General features: G+C 63.9%; 8 protein-coding genes. All 8 read left to right on the top strand.

What is annotated here, in order from left to right; genetic code table 11:
* Positions 1 to 409: 409 nt before the first annotated feature.
* The 8 genes from ACZ60G_RS41880 to ACZ60G_RS41845 all read left to right on the top strand — a co-directional run bounded on the left by ACZ60G_RS41880 (position 410) and on the right by ACZ60G_RS41845 (position 15,149).
* Positions 410 to 1,108 (top strand): DUF8020 domain-containing protein, encoded by a 699-nt coding sequence (locus ACZ60G_RS41880; protein ID WP_465817670.1) that lies wholly within the window; start codon positions 410 to 412, stop codon positions 1,106 to 1,108.
* A gap of 384 nt (positions 1,109 to 1,492) precedes the next feature.
* Positions 1,493 to 2,089 carry a hypothetical protein gene (locus ACZ60G_RS41875; RefSeq protein ID WP_465817668.1) on the top strand — a complete coding sequence of 199 codons (597 nt, stop codon included), beginning with the start codon at positions 1,493 to 1,495 and terminating at the stop codon, positions 2,087 to 2,089.
* A 23-nt stretch (positions 2,090 to 2,112) separates the two neighbouring features.
* The gene (locus ACZ60G_RS41870) at positions 2,113 to 2,304 is read left to right on the top strand and encodes a hypothetical protein (RefSeq protein WP_465817666.1); all 192 of its coding nucleotides are present in this window, start codon (positions 2,113 to 2,115) and stop codon (positions 2,302 to 2,304) included.
* A 766-nt stretch (positions 2,305 to 3,070) separates the two neighbouring features.
* Positions 3,071 to 5,686, top strand: a complete 2,616-nt coding sequence (locus ACZ60G_RS41865; RefSeq protein WP_465817664.1) for a helix-turn-helix transcriptional regulator — start codon at positions 3,071 to 3,073, stop codon at positions 5,684 to 5,686.
* A 954-nt stretch (positions 5,687 to 6,640) separates the two neighbouring features.
* Positions 6,641 to 7,462: a hypothetical protein gene (locus ACZ60G_RS41860; RefSeq protein WP_465817662.1), complete on the top strand. Its 822-nt coding sequence runs from the start codon at positions 6,641 to 6,643 to the stop codon at positions 7,460 to 7,462.
* A 689-nt stretch (positions 7,463 to 8,151) separates the two neighbouring features.
* Positions 8,152 to 10,488 (top strand): SpvB/TcaC N-terminal domain-containing protein, encoded by a 2,337-nt coding sequence (locus ACZ60G_RS41855; protein ID WP_465817660.1) that lies wholly within the window; start codon positions 8,152 to 8,154, stop codon positions 10,486 to 10,488.
* On the top strand, positions 10,449 to 13,091 hold the full coding sequence (locus ACZ60G_RS41850) for a toxin TcdB middle/C-terminal domain-containing protein (RefSeq protein ID WP_465817706.1): 2,643 nt from the start codon (positions 10,449 to 10,451) through the stop codon (positions 13,089 to 13,091). The genes ACZ60G_RS41855 and ACZ60G_RS41850 overlap by 40 nt, the downstream gene beginning before the upstream one ends.
* A 51-nt stretch (positions 13,092 to 13,142) precedes the next feature.
* Positions 13,143 to 15,149, top strand: coding sequence for an RHS repeat-associated core domain-containing protein (locus ACZ60G_RS41845; protein WP_465817658.1), 2,007 nt, complete (start codon positions 13,143 to 13,145; stop codon positions 15,147 to 15,149).
* Positions 15,150 to 15,318 lie beyond the last annotated feature (169 nt).

Below are 15,318 nucleotides of genomic sequence, written 5' to 3'. Positions count from 1 at the left end.
GGTTGAGTTGTTGCACGTGCGGTCGTAGCACCAGCCGACAATGTTTGTATCGTCTGGCGCGCGGCATTGCCCGGACCACCGATATCGATACTGCAATGAAAGGGCACCAACTCTTCACTTGGCCGCTCGAATCAAGAAATCGGCGAGACCTGGCCTGATGGCGAGCTTGGACAATCTCGTTTCGGTCTCTGGCGGCGGTCATTTCGGGGTTGGCCCTCCACGCTGCAGGTGAGTACTCACCCGGACTCTGATGCCAAATCGAATCAGCGATCGCCAGTTTATCGCTACCGCTTAGTCGGACACCCTTGAATTCGACCTGCCCGCTGTGATTGCAGCACGCGGGGGGTGCATTCGTAATGGTCACTTCCCCTGAAAAACCGGAGAAGAACCGGAGAAGAAAGGAACAATGATGAGGAAATTTGTAACGGTAACGGCGGGTCTGGTCACCGCCGTCGGCATTGCCTCTGGACCGGTCGGTGCGCAGCCCGCTCCGGAAGGCGCAGTCGACTTCACGGCTCACGCCACCGGCACCCAGTCCAGCATCACCACCGATGTTGGTTCCATGGTCGTCGAGGAGGGTGTTTTCAAGATCAAGGCCGCCAGCGGCGCCGTGCTCACCGGCATGCCGTTGAAATTCAGGGTCGACGACTTCGAGTTCCCGATCGCGGCCGACATCGTCGGCCGTACCGCGACCCTGACGCCGCAGTTCGACATGGCGCACGCGGCCTACAAGCCGGTCGCGCTGCCGTTCGAGGACAAGGCGCCGTGGAAGACCGACTATGACCGTGAGCAGGCCGCCTGGTCCCGCATGACCAGCACGATCACCATGGGCGCTACGCTCGGCACCTTGGTCGGCGGCCTCGGCGGCGCGGCTGTCGGCTGTGTGCTCGGTGGCATCGCCGGCGCGACCGTCGCAGCGGCGGCGATCGTCGGCCTGTTCGGCGCGTTCATCCCGGCCGCGGCCGTCGGCTGCCTCGGCGGCATCATCGCGGTCGGCGCCTTGGGCGCCGTCGCGGGGCAGCTGCTCATCACCGCCCCGGTTGCGATCGGTGCCGCGATCCAGTACTTCACCACCATCAACCAGCCACCAGTGGTGCCCACGAAGTAGGTAGTCCGGACGACTGCAGCAGCATTCGGCAGGGCATAAAGACCCCGTCCGGCCCTCGGGCCGGACGGGGTCATATTCGCGTCGGCAAAAACATCCATCGACGGCAGCACGAATGCTGGGTTCAACGTAGATTTCTTCGGGATATTCAGCGTGGGGGAAAGGTGAATCACCGCGGTTTGAGCGCGTTTCCGCTGGATACTTCGTGAAGTGTGTGGGGGATGAGCCGGTACCGTGGCCTGCCGCTACTGCTCGCTATGACTTCCAATCCTGTCATGCGCGCGCCATAGATAGATAGGTCGACAGGCTCGCTGCCAAAAATTCGAAGCCTCCTGATGTGTGGCGCCCCCCTTAGAAGTTCAAGCTGAAGAGACGAGGAGGTGTGCGATGTATCTGAACGAGTATGCATTCGATTCGGCGCAGTCGGGCGGCCAAGCGCCACACACATGGATGGTGCCGCTATTGGAGCCCGATCAGCTGATTCAGGCGATCTCGGGTCACCTGCAAAGCGGCTTTGCTCTTGTCGGCTGGGCACGAGAGCTCGGCGATCTCCACGCTGAACTGATACTACACAAGCTCGACCGGGCGTCGAGGCATAGAAACTTCGATTGCGAGAAGGTGCGGGCGGAGATCGATCTAGTTGTGGGCGAGATAGATGCGTGGGCAGCGAGCAATGTGCCGCGAATGAACGTGGCCCGCATGCACACCCACTCGCTCGGCGAGGTCATAAGCCACATTGCCATGGCCTTCGCTGATGCCTGGCGGACGGTATTGCATTCAACGGATGCCGAACTGCGGCATCAGGCGTGGTCGCATTTGGGTCAGGCGCGTGAGGGTTATGCGGAAATGGTGCTCGAAATGCGAGCGCGGCGTCTACGACTACCTTTGGGGACGAGTGGAATCAGAAGACGCGAAGTCGAACCCCGCATGTCGATTGAAATGCGCGTTCCGAACGGTCGAAGCTGCGCTGAAGAGGAAGAATAATATCTGTAAATCAGGAGATGGAAATGGACTCCAAGGTCGAAGACGAACTGAAAGCCGACTTTCAACGCTGGATAGATCTGGTGGATTTTGCTGCGCATGCCGAAAACGAGGTCGAGAGAGAGAAACCGGTGTTGCGAGCGGCGGAGCTGGAGCGGAAATGGAGGTCTACTGCTGTCGAAAACTGGAATGAAATGCGCAAGCTGAGACTGCAATAGGCTCGCGAACCGAGAGACTTGATCGACGAAGACAAGCTGGTTCTACTGCATCTGATGGGCCCATATTTAGACAGATTTGTTCGCATGTTTCGAGGTGGCGGCATTCTTCGCTTCCGCTGCTCGGCAATGGCGCCGAAGCAGTTCACAATGACGTGGACCTCGACATGGGGAAAGGTGTCGGTCTTTCGGTGGAGTAGTCGACGGCACTGATAGGGAATGACAACCGATCGGTAGGTAATGATAAAAGTATATTGCTCTCGATGCGGGCGACTATTTTCCTCGAAAATGGATCGCTATCGACGTCGGCACATGCACTGTTTCGTGTTGGAGAAAGAGCCGTACACGCGAATGACACCGGAAGATTGGAAAGCCGTGTCCAGTTGGCTCAATCCGCACAGAGGCTCCCTTACGGGACAAATGGGAGCAGAATAGGTGCTTCACGATCAATCCGCCGCCTGATCCGAAAGTAGGCGTCTCGTAGCGAACGATCGGTAGCACGCAGCGCGGCATCGGCCAAGGCGGGAGCCTCGCACGTGGGCGTGCAGTGGGTCGCCAACTGCGCCGCTCCTCGCTGATCACGCTTCCAGATCGGGCCGCTCTCGTGGCAGCCGGAGGCGCCCTCGAGAGGCTGACGTCCAGCGACCGCGAAACGCCGCTCTCTGCCCGGCCGAATGAAGCCCAAGGCGTTTGTGCAGGTGCGGGCTCACCACATTTCGCGGAGGCATTCGTCGGCGAATGATGCAGAGGGCGACTATGCTCTATTGGTATGTCGGCGCAGCGCGGGGCGCGGACGGGGGATGAGTCTGCGGCAACGGATCGTTTCGTTGGCCGAGATCCGGAGTTGGACCGCATTATCGAGTTGTTGCTGTCCGCGGCGCGGCTTATCACCCTGACCGGCCCCGGGGGTATCGGGAAAACACGACTTGCCACCGAGGCCATCCGCCGATTCCGCAAGACGCGTCGGCCGCCAGTCTATTGGGTGCGGCTGGCACGGCTGGTCAAGGGCTCAGACGCGGACGCGGTCGAGGAGGAAGCCGCTCACGCGGTGGTCGATACCGACTTTTCGGGGCGGTCCGGGTGGGATGCGCTCGTCGACAGGTTGACCGCGACCGACGACGTGGGGCGGACTCTGCAGTCGGTACTGGTGATGGATAACTGCGAACATGTGCTCGAAGGCGCTGGTCAGGTCATCGCGGAGTTACTGGAGGCGGTACCGGGGTTGACGATCCTCGCGACCAGTCGGGAGGCAGTGGGGTGGATGGACGAGCATGTGGAGACGGTTCCCGCGCTGTCACAGCAGCAGGCTTTGGATTTGTTTCGTCAACGCGCCGCACTCACCGGTCGACCTATAGTCGACAGAGACGATGTCAACAAGGCGACCTTGATTTGCCGTCATATGCACAATCATCCGCTGTATATCCGACTGGCGGCGGCGCGGTTGTCACGGCAGCCATTGGCGATAATCATTCAAGAACTCAGTGGTGAGGTCACCGACAAACGACTGCGATGGCAAGGGCCCCGCGTCGGAGCAGAGCCGCGGCACCGCGGGGTCGGTGATGCCATCGCCTGGTCCTATAACCTGTGCCTGGATCAAGAAAAATTGCTTCTCGACCGAATGTCGGTCTTCGCTGCCGGGTACGACACCAACCCCGACGACGACACCAATTCTGTTGCGGATGTCGGCGTCGACTTGGAAGCCATCGAGGCCGTCTGCGCGGACGCCCCCTCACATGAGGGGAGTCTGTCGAGCGACAGAAGCTCGTCGGGTCGGCTACCGCCCGAGGATGTCGAAGGCGTGCTGGAGCGCCTGGTCGACCAGTCGCTCGTAACCGCCCACATCACGCCAACCACGGTGCGATACTCTCTGTTGGAAAGCGTCCGGGTGTTCGCTGGCCAACGTTTGCACGAACACTCGACCCGCGAAGCCGACGAGTCCGAAAAGTTTGCGCAGCGTCATCGCCGATACTATCGAGAGAGAATTGTTGCGGCGCAGCTCAATAGGTCCAGCCCGGCCGGGCAAGGGCTGTTGGACTGGGTTCGCGCGTCATGGGACAATCTCGTCAGGGCAATCGAGACAAGCCTGACCTCGGGCGAGCCGACAGTCGGCATGGAAATTTCCTTGAGCTTGATTTTCATGCCGATAGTCAAAGGCTCGTTCCGAGAAATGCGCCTGTGGACCGAACGCACGCTCCAGGCAACCCGCATGCTGACCCCACAGCCCACTGACCTGCAGATCAAAGCCATGGCCATGATCGGGTGGCAGGACCTACTTCGGGGCAAGAACAACGACGCCGAACTCATGCTCGAAGAATGCGTGACCGTTTCGCTTTCCGACCCGCAAATCCGAAACGACTGGCGGGAGCATCCAGAAATCGACATCGGTCTTCCCGCTCCGGTCGAATTCCTATGGGCCGCGGAACTTGCGATTGCACGCCGCGACCGCAGAGCGCTCACGGCGTTCACCCGCGCCCGCGAAAAATTCCATGTCCTGGGCGACCACGGTGGCGAGGATAGGAGCTCGGATGTCGAGGCTTGGTCTGCGGGGTTCGTAGGATCGGCGGAGCAGGCCCTGCAGATCACCCGACGCCACCTAGATTGCGCTACCGCGTCCGGCGCAAAGTGGGCGAAGGCTTGGGCAGAGATGGCGCGGGCGATCACCCTGACCAAGTACGGTAGTCCGACTGAGGCGTTGCCCCTCGGGCGTAGCGCGCTGTTGTACCACCTTCAGGCACACGACCATTGGGGTGAGTTGTGGGGAGTGCATATACGGATGTGGTCGTTGGCGCAAATTATCAGTGATATGAATGCGGCCGGAAGCGCCGACCGTACTGAGCTCCGTGCATTGGCCACCGAAATCGCTCAACTCGCCGGCGGGGCCGCAACGTTGCGAGCGTCGCTGGGTTTTGACAAGGGCGATCTGGGGCCCTATGCCGACGAAACGAGCAAGTCGATCGATGTCGCCCGTGGGGTGCTCAGGCCTGATGAATTCGCCACCGGGCAGCGACAAGGCTCCCTCTTGCGTTCGGAACTGAGCGAGGTGCAGCGACTGGCGTTGGGCATGCTGTCCGTGGACAGGCTTCCGATGCACCATCCCGCCAGACGGGACAGTCCCTCACACTGGCACGAGCTGTCGGCCGCCGAGCAGCAGGTGGCGACGTTGGCGGCGGCAGGATGGACGAACTCTGCGATCGCTACACGCAGAGGGAATTCTTGTAAGACAATCGACGCGCAGATGGCGGCGATCTTCCGAAAATTGGCGATCACGTCGCGCGGCGACATCATCGAACTCGTTCCCGAAGACCAGATCGATCGTATCCGGGCCGAAGCAGCCAAGCAGCGACTCGGGACCAGCGAGAAACGGTCGCGACCACGGCCGCGGTGAACAGCAGCAAGCTTCACTCATCGCGGTACGGCAAGCGTCGTGCGCCATTCTCGACAATGATCGAACCGGGCACCCTGCCCGACATCTCACTGATGGACATGGCCCTCGATGTGAGCCGCCTGCGGGCCGAAGATCATCGTTCCCCCGTGAACGGTCACTGAACCATACGCGGCCGAAGACCCGCATATCTATACGCGCTGGTCAAGCTCACCGAGATCGGCATCGCGACCCAAACCTGCGCTGCCCCAAAGAAATTCCGCCTCGCCGTGAAATAACGCGCACCGGCCGCGTGGCATCGGGCAGTGACATCCAATGTCGCGCGCTCGCGCGCATTCCCTCTGACCAGCCGAATCACCATGCGACCGGGGCATCCCGGCGATCACGACTGCCACGGGAGCCACGCAGATGTGTCATTGGTGACGGAACTGTGTGCTGCGAGTGGCGTTGCTGTCGCATCTGGGCCACGTCCGACGGCCCGAGCAAGGGGTGAACGTGCTCGAGTAGTGCGCGAGAGGGGACTTGATCCCGTTGTCGCGGCGACGTGGTTGATCTGTGTGAGTTGGCGGGGGGACAGCGCGCGGCGGGTGCTTGGCAGGCGTCTGGGTTTTGTCGGATGGGTGCCCACTCGAGCACGCACGGCCCCAGCAGATGTCTTTCCATCGTCGCTTCAGTCACCGTCTGTCCCCGTGCAGATAACACAACCAACCGAGCACGTGTGTCTTTTCGCCTGTGGTCCGGCAAATGGAACGCCCGGTCCGCTCATCCGACCGGTGACTACTGCGGCGGGCTGATCGGCTCCATCATTGGTCCATCGCGTCGCACGGGCATAGGAGTTCCTTATTACAGAGAGAGGTTTCCGGCTCCCGCTCGACGTTTTATGGCGCTGAGCTGGGTGGGTGATCGACGGCGCGACGGCTCGGGGGAAGTTTCGGTAACGAAATCGAGGGAGATCAGATGGTCGACAGTCTTTTCGCTGATGTGTCGTATTTTCAGGCGCCGGTGGACGATTCCTATCCGTACGGAATTCTGAGTTTCCGGTCGAACGACGGCACGTTCCGTGATCCGAACTTTGCGGTGAACTATGAATGGGCTTGCCGGGCAGTGAATTCGGGTCGGTTGGCGTGTTTCATCGTGTACTTCTACTGGCGGCCGAACTGGCTCGACACGGTGTGTACCCACCGGGAGGTGGTCGAGCGGGCGGGTGGTCCGCATCCGCGGATGATCGCGATGATCGATGTCGAATCCGGTGGCAATCCCGGTGGCGATCAGTCCGATGGAATCAACTGTGCCTATTGGAATGTCGCCGATTGGCTGGGGGATCGGCGGCGGGTGATCGGTTATGCCAACCGCGGTGACTTCCACGGTATGTGGTCCGACCGGCCCGATGGGTTGCGGGTGATCGGCTCGGGTTACGGCTGTAACCCGAATCTGCCTGGTCAGATCGCGCATCAATACACCGACGGCCAGGGCTTCGGTGGTGGTCTGCCCGAGGGCTGCCCACCGTTCGGTGCTTGCGACATGAACGCCGCCAATGGCATGTCGCCACAGGATTTCGCCGCGGCGTGCGGCGTGGGAATAGAGGAGGAATTCATGTCCGCACTTAACGAGGCCGAACAGCGCGAATTACTGGAAAAGACCCGCGACATCTGGATCCAGTTGCGTGGGCCGGAAGGCCACGGGTGGCCCCAGCTCGGCAAGGATGTGCACGGCGCGAACCGCACTCCTGTTGACGCGCTGGCCGCGGTCGAGGAGGCGCTGGAACGCCCACGGAAATAGTCGACGGTCAACCCGGTCACCGGCATCGCACATGTGACGGTGCTGGTGGCGCGCAAAAGCCCGGGGTGAGCCGAGATGACTCCACAGCTGAGTCTGGTGACGACTCCGGGGCTGGGTGTACTGCGGGTCCATCCACCGGCCCGACATCTATTCGAGTATCGCGCTACTCGGGTGGCGCTGATGTCGGCTGCCTGCGCTGGCTGGGTCGATGGCTACCGGGCGATATCAGGGTCAATTCGCTCGGGATGCAGTGTGACGGTTCGGCGTCTGTTCAGAAATCGTTGTACGACAAAGGATTCGAGCCAACTGGCTCATGGTAGAGGAGAGCCGATGCCCGATTTGATCACTATGCGGTTTGTACCGGCCAAGCGGGTCGATCCTATTGCGTGCAAGTCGGGGCTGAGGATCTGATGATCACCGCCTTCGATCTGAGCTTCGATCGCACGACTCAGCCAGTCGTACAGCGCCTTGACGAGCGAATCCGCCGCCGGACCTCGTGGGCGGCAAATCTCGCATGGCACTCCACGTCGGAATAGCCCCAATACGAACGAGATCAGTATCGGCGGCGTCGCGGCCCGCGCGCTACCGAACACAGGACGCACGGCCGTGAAGTGCCGGTGAAAGCTCCGTGAAACCAGCAGACCGAAGACTGCACACAGCGTACTGACCTGCCCAGAGGAGTCGACACGATGGTGTCCGAACAAGCCCACCCGACCGACGCTGCGCCGCCCGGCGACGAGCCGAATCGGGATCTGCCGTCACTGTCGCTGCCCAAAGCGGGCGGCGCGGTCCGGGATTTGGGGGAGCAGTTCTCGGCCAATCCGGTCACCGGCACCGCGGCGCTGTCGGTGCCGGTGGCGCTGACAGCCGGGCGGGAGGGCACGACGCCGCAGCTGTCGCTTGACTACGACTCCGGTTCGGGCAACGGCCCGTTCGGTCTCGGCTGGTCGCTGGCCGTACCGTCGATTTCGCGGAGGACCGACAAGGGGATTCCGCGTTACCTCGACGACTCCGACATCTTCCAGCTGACCGGCGCGGAGGATCTGGTCCCGGCCGAATTTCCGCCGCCGCGCACCGAGCGCGATTTCGAGGTGATCGCCTACAGGCCGCGCACCGAGGGGCTCTACGCGCTCATCGAACGGCGACGAGACCGGACGTCCGGCGCCACGCACTGGCGGATGATCTCCCGCGACAATGTCGTCAGCGTCTTCGGCGCCACCGCTGAGACGCGCATCGACGATCCGGCCGATCCGTCGCACACCTTCCGATGGCTGCTCGAATCCACTGCCGACGATCGCGGCAACCTTGTGCGCTACGAATACAAGGCCGAGGACCGCGCCGGTGTCGACACCGCGGTGCCTTACGAGCGCAATCGGACTCTGGTCAACCGCTACCTCAAGCGCATCCGCTATGCCAATGCCACACCGGGACAATCGGATTTCCGCCTCGAGGCGGTGTTCGACTATGGCGACCACACCGGCGCCGCACCCACTCCGGTCGAGGACGCCGTGTGGCCGATGCGCCGGGATCCGTTCTCCAGCACCAGATCTGGTTTCGACATCCGGACCTACCGCCTGTGCCGGCGGATCCTGATGTTCCACCACTTCCCGGAGCTGGGTCCCGATTCGGTCCTGGTCGCCTCGACCGATCTGACCCACGAATCCGATTCGGCGGCCACGAAACTGGTCGAGGTCACCCATGCCGGATATCTGCGCACCGGCGACGCCTACACGCGAAAAGCATTGCCATCGCTGCGGTTCGACTACATTGCCCGGACCGCAGCGGGGGTGGCGCGGGAGGTGGTCGGCGAACCCGGTACCGCCCCGGTGCGGCTGGACGCGGGGTACCGGTGGGCCGATCTGGACGGGGAAGGTATTGCCGGAATCCTCGCCGAACAGGACGGCGCCTGGTACTACCGGGCCAATCGCGGCGGCGGTGTGCTGGCCGCAGCCCAGGTGGTGGATCCGTTTCCGCTCGGTGCGCCCCGTTCTCGCACAGCGCAATTGCTGGATCTGGCTGGCGACGGCGGCGCCACACTGACCGAGCTGTCGGGGCCCACGCCCGGATTTCATCGCCGCACCGCCGAGGGCGGCTGGTCGGACTTCACGACCTTTGCGAGCCTGCCGGTCCTGGAGTGGGACGACGCGAATCTGCGGCTGGTCGATCTGACCGGTGACGGCCTGGCCGATGTCCTGCTCACCGGCAGTGAAGGTTTCACCTGGCACCCGTCCGCCGGTTACGACGGTTTCGGTGATGGGTACCGCACGCTGCCGGAAGCCGACGAGGAGCGCGGACCATTGCTGGTGTTCGCCGATCCGGAGCAGAGCGTCTATCTCGCCGATATGTCCGGTGACGGGCTCACCGATCTGGTGCGGATCCGCAACGGCGAGATCGCCTATTGGCCCAATCTGGGCTACGGCCGCTTCGGTGCAAAGATCACGATGGCGAACGCACCCGTATTCGACCATCCCGATCGCTTCGATCAGCGCCGGATCCGCCTCGCCGATATCGACGGCAGCGCACCGACCGATCTGATCTATCTCGGATCCGACGGAATTCGGCTGTGGTTCAACGAATCCGGCAACGGCTGGAGCGCGCCCGAGCGGATCGACACCCTGGTGCCACCGGATCTGCTGGCGACCACCACGGTCACCGATCTGCTCGGCGCGGGCACCGCGTGCGTGGTGATCGCCGAGCCCAGGCCCGAGGGTGAACCGCAGGTGCGCTACGTCGATTTGATGGCCGCGGGCAAACCGCATCTGCTGGCCGCGGTCGACAACTGTCGCGGTCTGCGCACCCGCATCACCTACACCTCGTCCACTAGTCAGTATCTCGCCGACCGGGCGGCGAACCGACCCTGGGCGACACGGCTGCCGTTTCCGGTACAGGTGGTGTCCGCGGTCGAGGTGCGCGACGAGGTGGCCGACACCACGCTCACCACGACTTACCGCTACCGGCACGGCTACTACGACGGCGTCGAGCGCGAATTCCGCGGCTTCGGCTACTCGAACGGCGCGATGCGCTGACCTACTCGAGTCCCGGTGATCGGGCCCATCAGCCACCGGCGGTCGTCAAACGCTGGCAGCACACGGGCTGGTACCTCGACGGCGAGCACATCGCCGCCCGGTTCGCCGCCGAATACTGGCCCTACCAAAGCGCTTTCACGCTCACCGATACCCCACTGCCCACCGGAACCACCGACGAACAACGCGAGGCCGCCCGGGCCCTGCGCGGCCATGTGCTGCGTGAGGAGACCTACAGCGAGGACGCCCCGGGTGAACTCGGGCAACCGTACGCAATCACCGAGACCACCTACCGGCCGCGGATCCTGCAGCGGCGTGCCGATGCAGGGTACGCGGTGGTCGCCGTGGATCCCGGCGAGACCTTGAGCATCCACACCGAACGCCACATCGACGATCCGCGTATCGGGCACACCGTCACCCTGGAGGTGGACGAGTGGGGCAGCGTGCGGAGGACGGCCGAGATCGCCTATCCCCGAACGACTCTCACCGCGGATCCGGAACAGCAGCGGATGTATGTGACGGCCGCCGAACACCGGATCGTCCACGATGTCGACGCCGTGGATCGCCGCCGCGTCGGCATCACGGTGGAAGCCCGCGTCTACGAGATCGGCGGACTGTACTGGACCGGCTCGCTGCTCACCGAACAGCAGCTGCGCTACGCGCTCACCGCGGCGGCGGAACACGAAATCCCTTATCAGAACGAGCTTTCCGGCTCGGGCTTCGAACGCCGACTGATCGCATGCACCCAGCAGAGCTACGCCTCCGCCGACGCGGCCACCGAACTTCCGCTCGGCTCGTCCGCCGTACCGCTGCTGCCGTGGCGGACCTACCGGCAGGTATTCGCCGACGGTCAGGTGGGCAAGCTGTACGGCAACCGGGTCTCCGATGCCACACTCACCGACGCCGGATATCTGCTGCGCGACAGGGTGTGGTGGGTGCCGTCGGGCAGGCAGGTGTTCGACCCCGCACGCTTCTACCTGCCGATCGCCGAGGTCGACCCGTTCGATGCGCGCTGGCGCATCACCTACGACCCGCATGCCCTGCGACAGGTGGGTACCACCGATCCGCTCGAGAACACCAGCTCGGCGCGACTGAATTACCGGGTGCTGCAGCCGTGGCTGCTCACCGACCCCAACGGTAACCGCACCGGGGTCCGCTTCGATCCGCTCGGCCTGGTCGTCGCGACCGCGGTCATGGGCAAAGCCGGTGCGGCTGAGGGTGATTCGCTGGATGTCGGCTCGGACGAAGCCGCACCCGGCGACAGCCCGACCACCTGGCTGGAATACGACCTCGCGGTCCGGCCGGTCACCTTCCGGACCTTCGCCCGCGAACAGCACGGCACCAGCGGCCGGGTACAGCAGTCGAACACCTACCTCGACGGTACCGGCCGCATCATCCTGCGGAAGGTCCAGGCCGAACCCGCCGACGACGGCACAGCGCGCTGGGTGGGCACTGGCCGGACGATCCACGACAACAAGGGCAATCCGATCAAGAAGTACGAGCCGTACTTCGCCCCCGACGGTGGTTTCGACAGCGAACCGGCGATGGTCATGAGCGGAGTCACCGTGGTGGTGACCTACGATCCGCTGAGCCGGCCGGTCCGCACCGACCATCCCGACGGATCGCTCGAGCGCGTCGTCTTCGATGTGTGGTCGCGGCAGGACTGGGATCGCAACGACACGCTGTTCGAAAGCGACTGGTACACAACGCGGATCACGCTGCCGCCCGCCGATGCCCGATACCTGGCGGCGCGGGTGACCGAATCGCACGGCCGGACACCCACCGAGGCGCGCTTCGATGCCCTCGGGCGGGCGTATGTGACGATCGCCGACAACGGCATCGGAAAGCTGCTGCCTACCAGAGTCGTTCGCGACATCCAGGGTTTGGAGCGCGAGATCTACGATCCGCGCGGCATCCGGGTGCTCGCCCAGGACTTCGATATGCTCGGGCACTCCGCCCATGCCCGGTCCGCGGATGCGGGCGAACGCTGGACATTGCTCGATGTCACCGGCAAGCCGGTACGCGGATGGGACGGTCGCGGCACCGAAACACGGTGGCGTTACGACCAATTGCATCGCCCGACCCATTCCTACGCCACGCTCGCCGGGGGCGCGGAGCGACTGCGGCTGCGCTATTACTACGGCGAGGTGGCGGCCGATGGTGCCGCGGCGAATCTGCGGACGCGACCGTACCTGATCTTCGACGGCGCGGGTGTGGTGCGCACGGTCGCGGCCGACTTCAAGGGCAATGTGCTGACCACCGAGCGCCGGCTGGCCGCGGACCCGCTGGGTGAGCCGGACTGGACCGTACTGGCCGGGGTGGACGAGCCGGAACGGGCGCTCACGGTGGCATCCGGACTGCTGGAGACCACCGCCTACCCGACCGGCACCACCTACGACGCGCTCAACCGTCCCACCGCGATCACCGGCCCGGACGGCAGCATCACCCGGCCCGCCTACAACGAGGCGAATCTGTTGGAGCGCATCGACACCCGGGTGCGCGGGGCCGCCGACTGGACGGCGTTCGTCACCGATATCGACTACAACGCCCGCGGTCAACGCACCCGGATCGCCCTGGGCTGCGGCGCGGTCACCGAATACCGCTAGGAGGACGACACGTTCCGCCTGTCGAGCATCGACACGACCGGTACCGGCACCGTGCTGCAGGCCCTGCGCTACACCTACGACCCCGTCGGCAACATCAGCATCACCGCCGACCCCTCGGTGCCGACGGTCTTCTTCGACAATGCCGCCGTCGGCTCCACCCGTACCTACACCTACGATCCGATCTACCGCCTGACCTCCGCGACCGGTCGCGAACATATCGGCCAGACAACCCAGCCCGGCCCCGCCGACCCACCTCAGGCCCCGATCCCGCACGTCAACGACAGCAGCGCGCTGCGCGCCTATCTCGAAACCTACGGCTACGACGACAGCGGCAACCTCACCCGCGTGGCCCACACCGCCACCGGCGGCAGTTGGACCCGTCGCCACTCGAACGCCACCGACAGCAACCGCATGCTCGCCACGAGCCTGCCCGGCGATGCCGACGACCGGTTCTCGGCGACCTACACCCACGACGCCAACGGCAACATCACCTCGATGCCGCATCTGCGGACCATGGACTGGGATGCCGAAAACCGGCTGGTGCGAGCGGATCTGGGTGGTGGTGGGACGGCCTACTACCAATACGACGGGACCGGCCAGCGGGTGCGGGCCACCGTGCGCGCCAATGCGACCTCCGATACGCGGATCTATCTGGGTGGCAACGAGATCTACCAGCGCGCGGTTGCCGGAGCCGTTCGCATGCGCCGCGAAAGCCTGCATGTCATGGACGGCACTCGCAGGGTGGCGTTGGTGGAGACCACCGTGGTGGACAACGGTGTCGCCCTGCCGAATCCGGACCCGGCGCAGCGCTACCAGCTCGCCGACCATCTGGAGTCCTCGACCGTCGAGCTCGACGAGCATGCCGCGCTGCTGTCCTACGAGGAGTACCACCCGCTCGGGACCACGGCCTATCACTCTTCGACGAGCGTGGCCCAGACGAGCCTCAAACGCTACCGCTTCACCGGAAAGGAGAGGGACGCCGAAACAGGGCTGCACTATTGCGGTGCACGCTATTACGCCTCCTGGCTCGGGCGCTGGACCGCCGCCGATTCGGCCGGATTCGTCGACGGCACGAATCTGTTCGCCTATGTGCGGAACAATCCGATTCGCCTGGTCGATCCGAACGGCCACGCGGCCAAAGAAGGACCACTGCGCAATCCCCAGATGGGATTCTGGGAAAGTACGCCCTACCACCAGAATGTGACCGCGTCGCGGACCGGGCGAGGGATCGATGACATCGATCGCTTCAATCTCCAGAAGGCCTCCGATCTGTGGGGTGGACCGCGCAGGGTGGACGCGGGCCATATCAAGCCGTTCGTGCTGACCCGGGCGGGCGAGACGGGGCCGGTGTACGCCCAGGATTACTCGGACAACAGGCGGTTGGGTGCGACCGAGGACCGGGCGGCGGGCAAGGCCGCCCAGGCGGCCGGTGAGTACAAGCGGGTCAAGAGCGCTGATCCGCATGCGCCCAAAAATGCGCCGCCGAATCCACATCCGGCCCGTTCGGATGCTTTCGAACAGCCCGAGTTCAAGAACACCCAGCCGCCGAAGGAGAACGCCCTCACGCCATTTCCCGAAACTGCAGCCCACGCCGAATCGGCGAAACCGGCGACGCCCGCACCTGCCGCACCGGCCGCACCCCCGTCGGAACAGGGCACCCTGCCCATGGAGATGGGCCCGCCGAAAGCCCATGAGCCCATTGTGGAATTGAAGGGCCCGCAGAACTCACCCACACCCGCCCCCAAAGCGCCGACGGTCGCACCCACGGCCGGGGTGAAATTCGACAAGGTCGTCGGCGGCCTGAACACCGTACTCGGTGTCGGCCTCGGATTGCTGGGCGTAGGAGCGGAGCTCTGGTCACTGTGGAAGGGCCGCGATCTCAATCCCGACGGGCAACTGAAGTACGTGCCCGGCGGAACGGTCATCACCGATTTCAACAAGCTGCCCGAGGGCGCGTCGATCCCCGCTTATAACCCGGCATTCGGTTCCGGCACATACGAGAAGAAGGGTGGCGCCGTCTATCTGAACGGCAGGCCCATCTTCGGACCCGCCGCCTGAGAACAAACCGACATATACGACGAGACGAACAAGAGGTAGTAATGACATCCGAAGTGACTGTCGGGAACCGTATGGTGGTCGCCGGAACCGTGCGCGATTCGAACGGTGGACTCGCCGGGGGCGTGGAAGTTTCGGTCTTCGAGCGGCGGCTGCGGTCGGAAGTTCCGCT

This window comes from Nocardia sp. NPDC102475 (assembly GCF_055584605.1).
The sequence above is the reverse complement of the archived record's forward strand: the minus strand, read 5'-3'. Positions and strand labels throughout refer to the sequence as shown.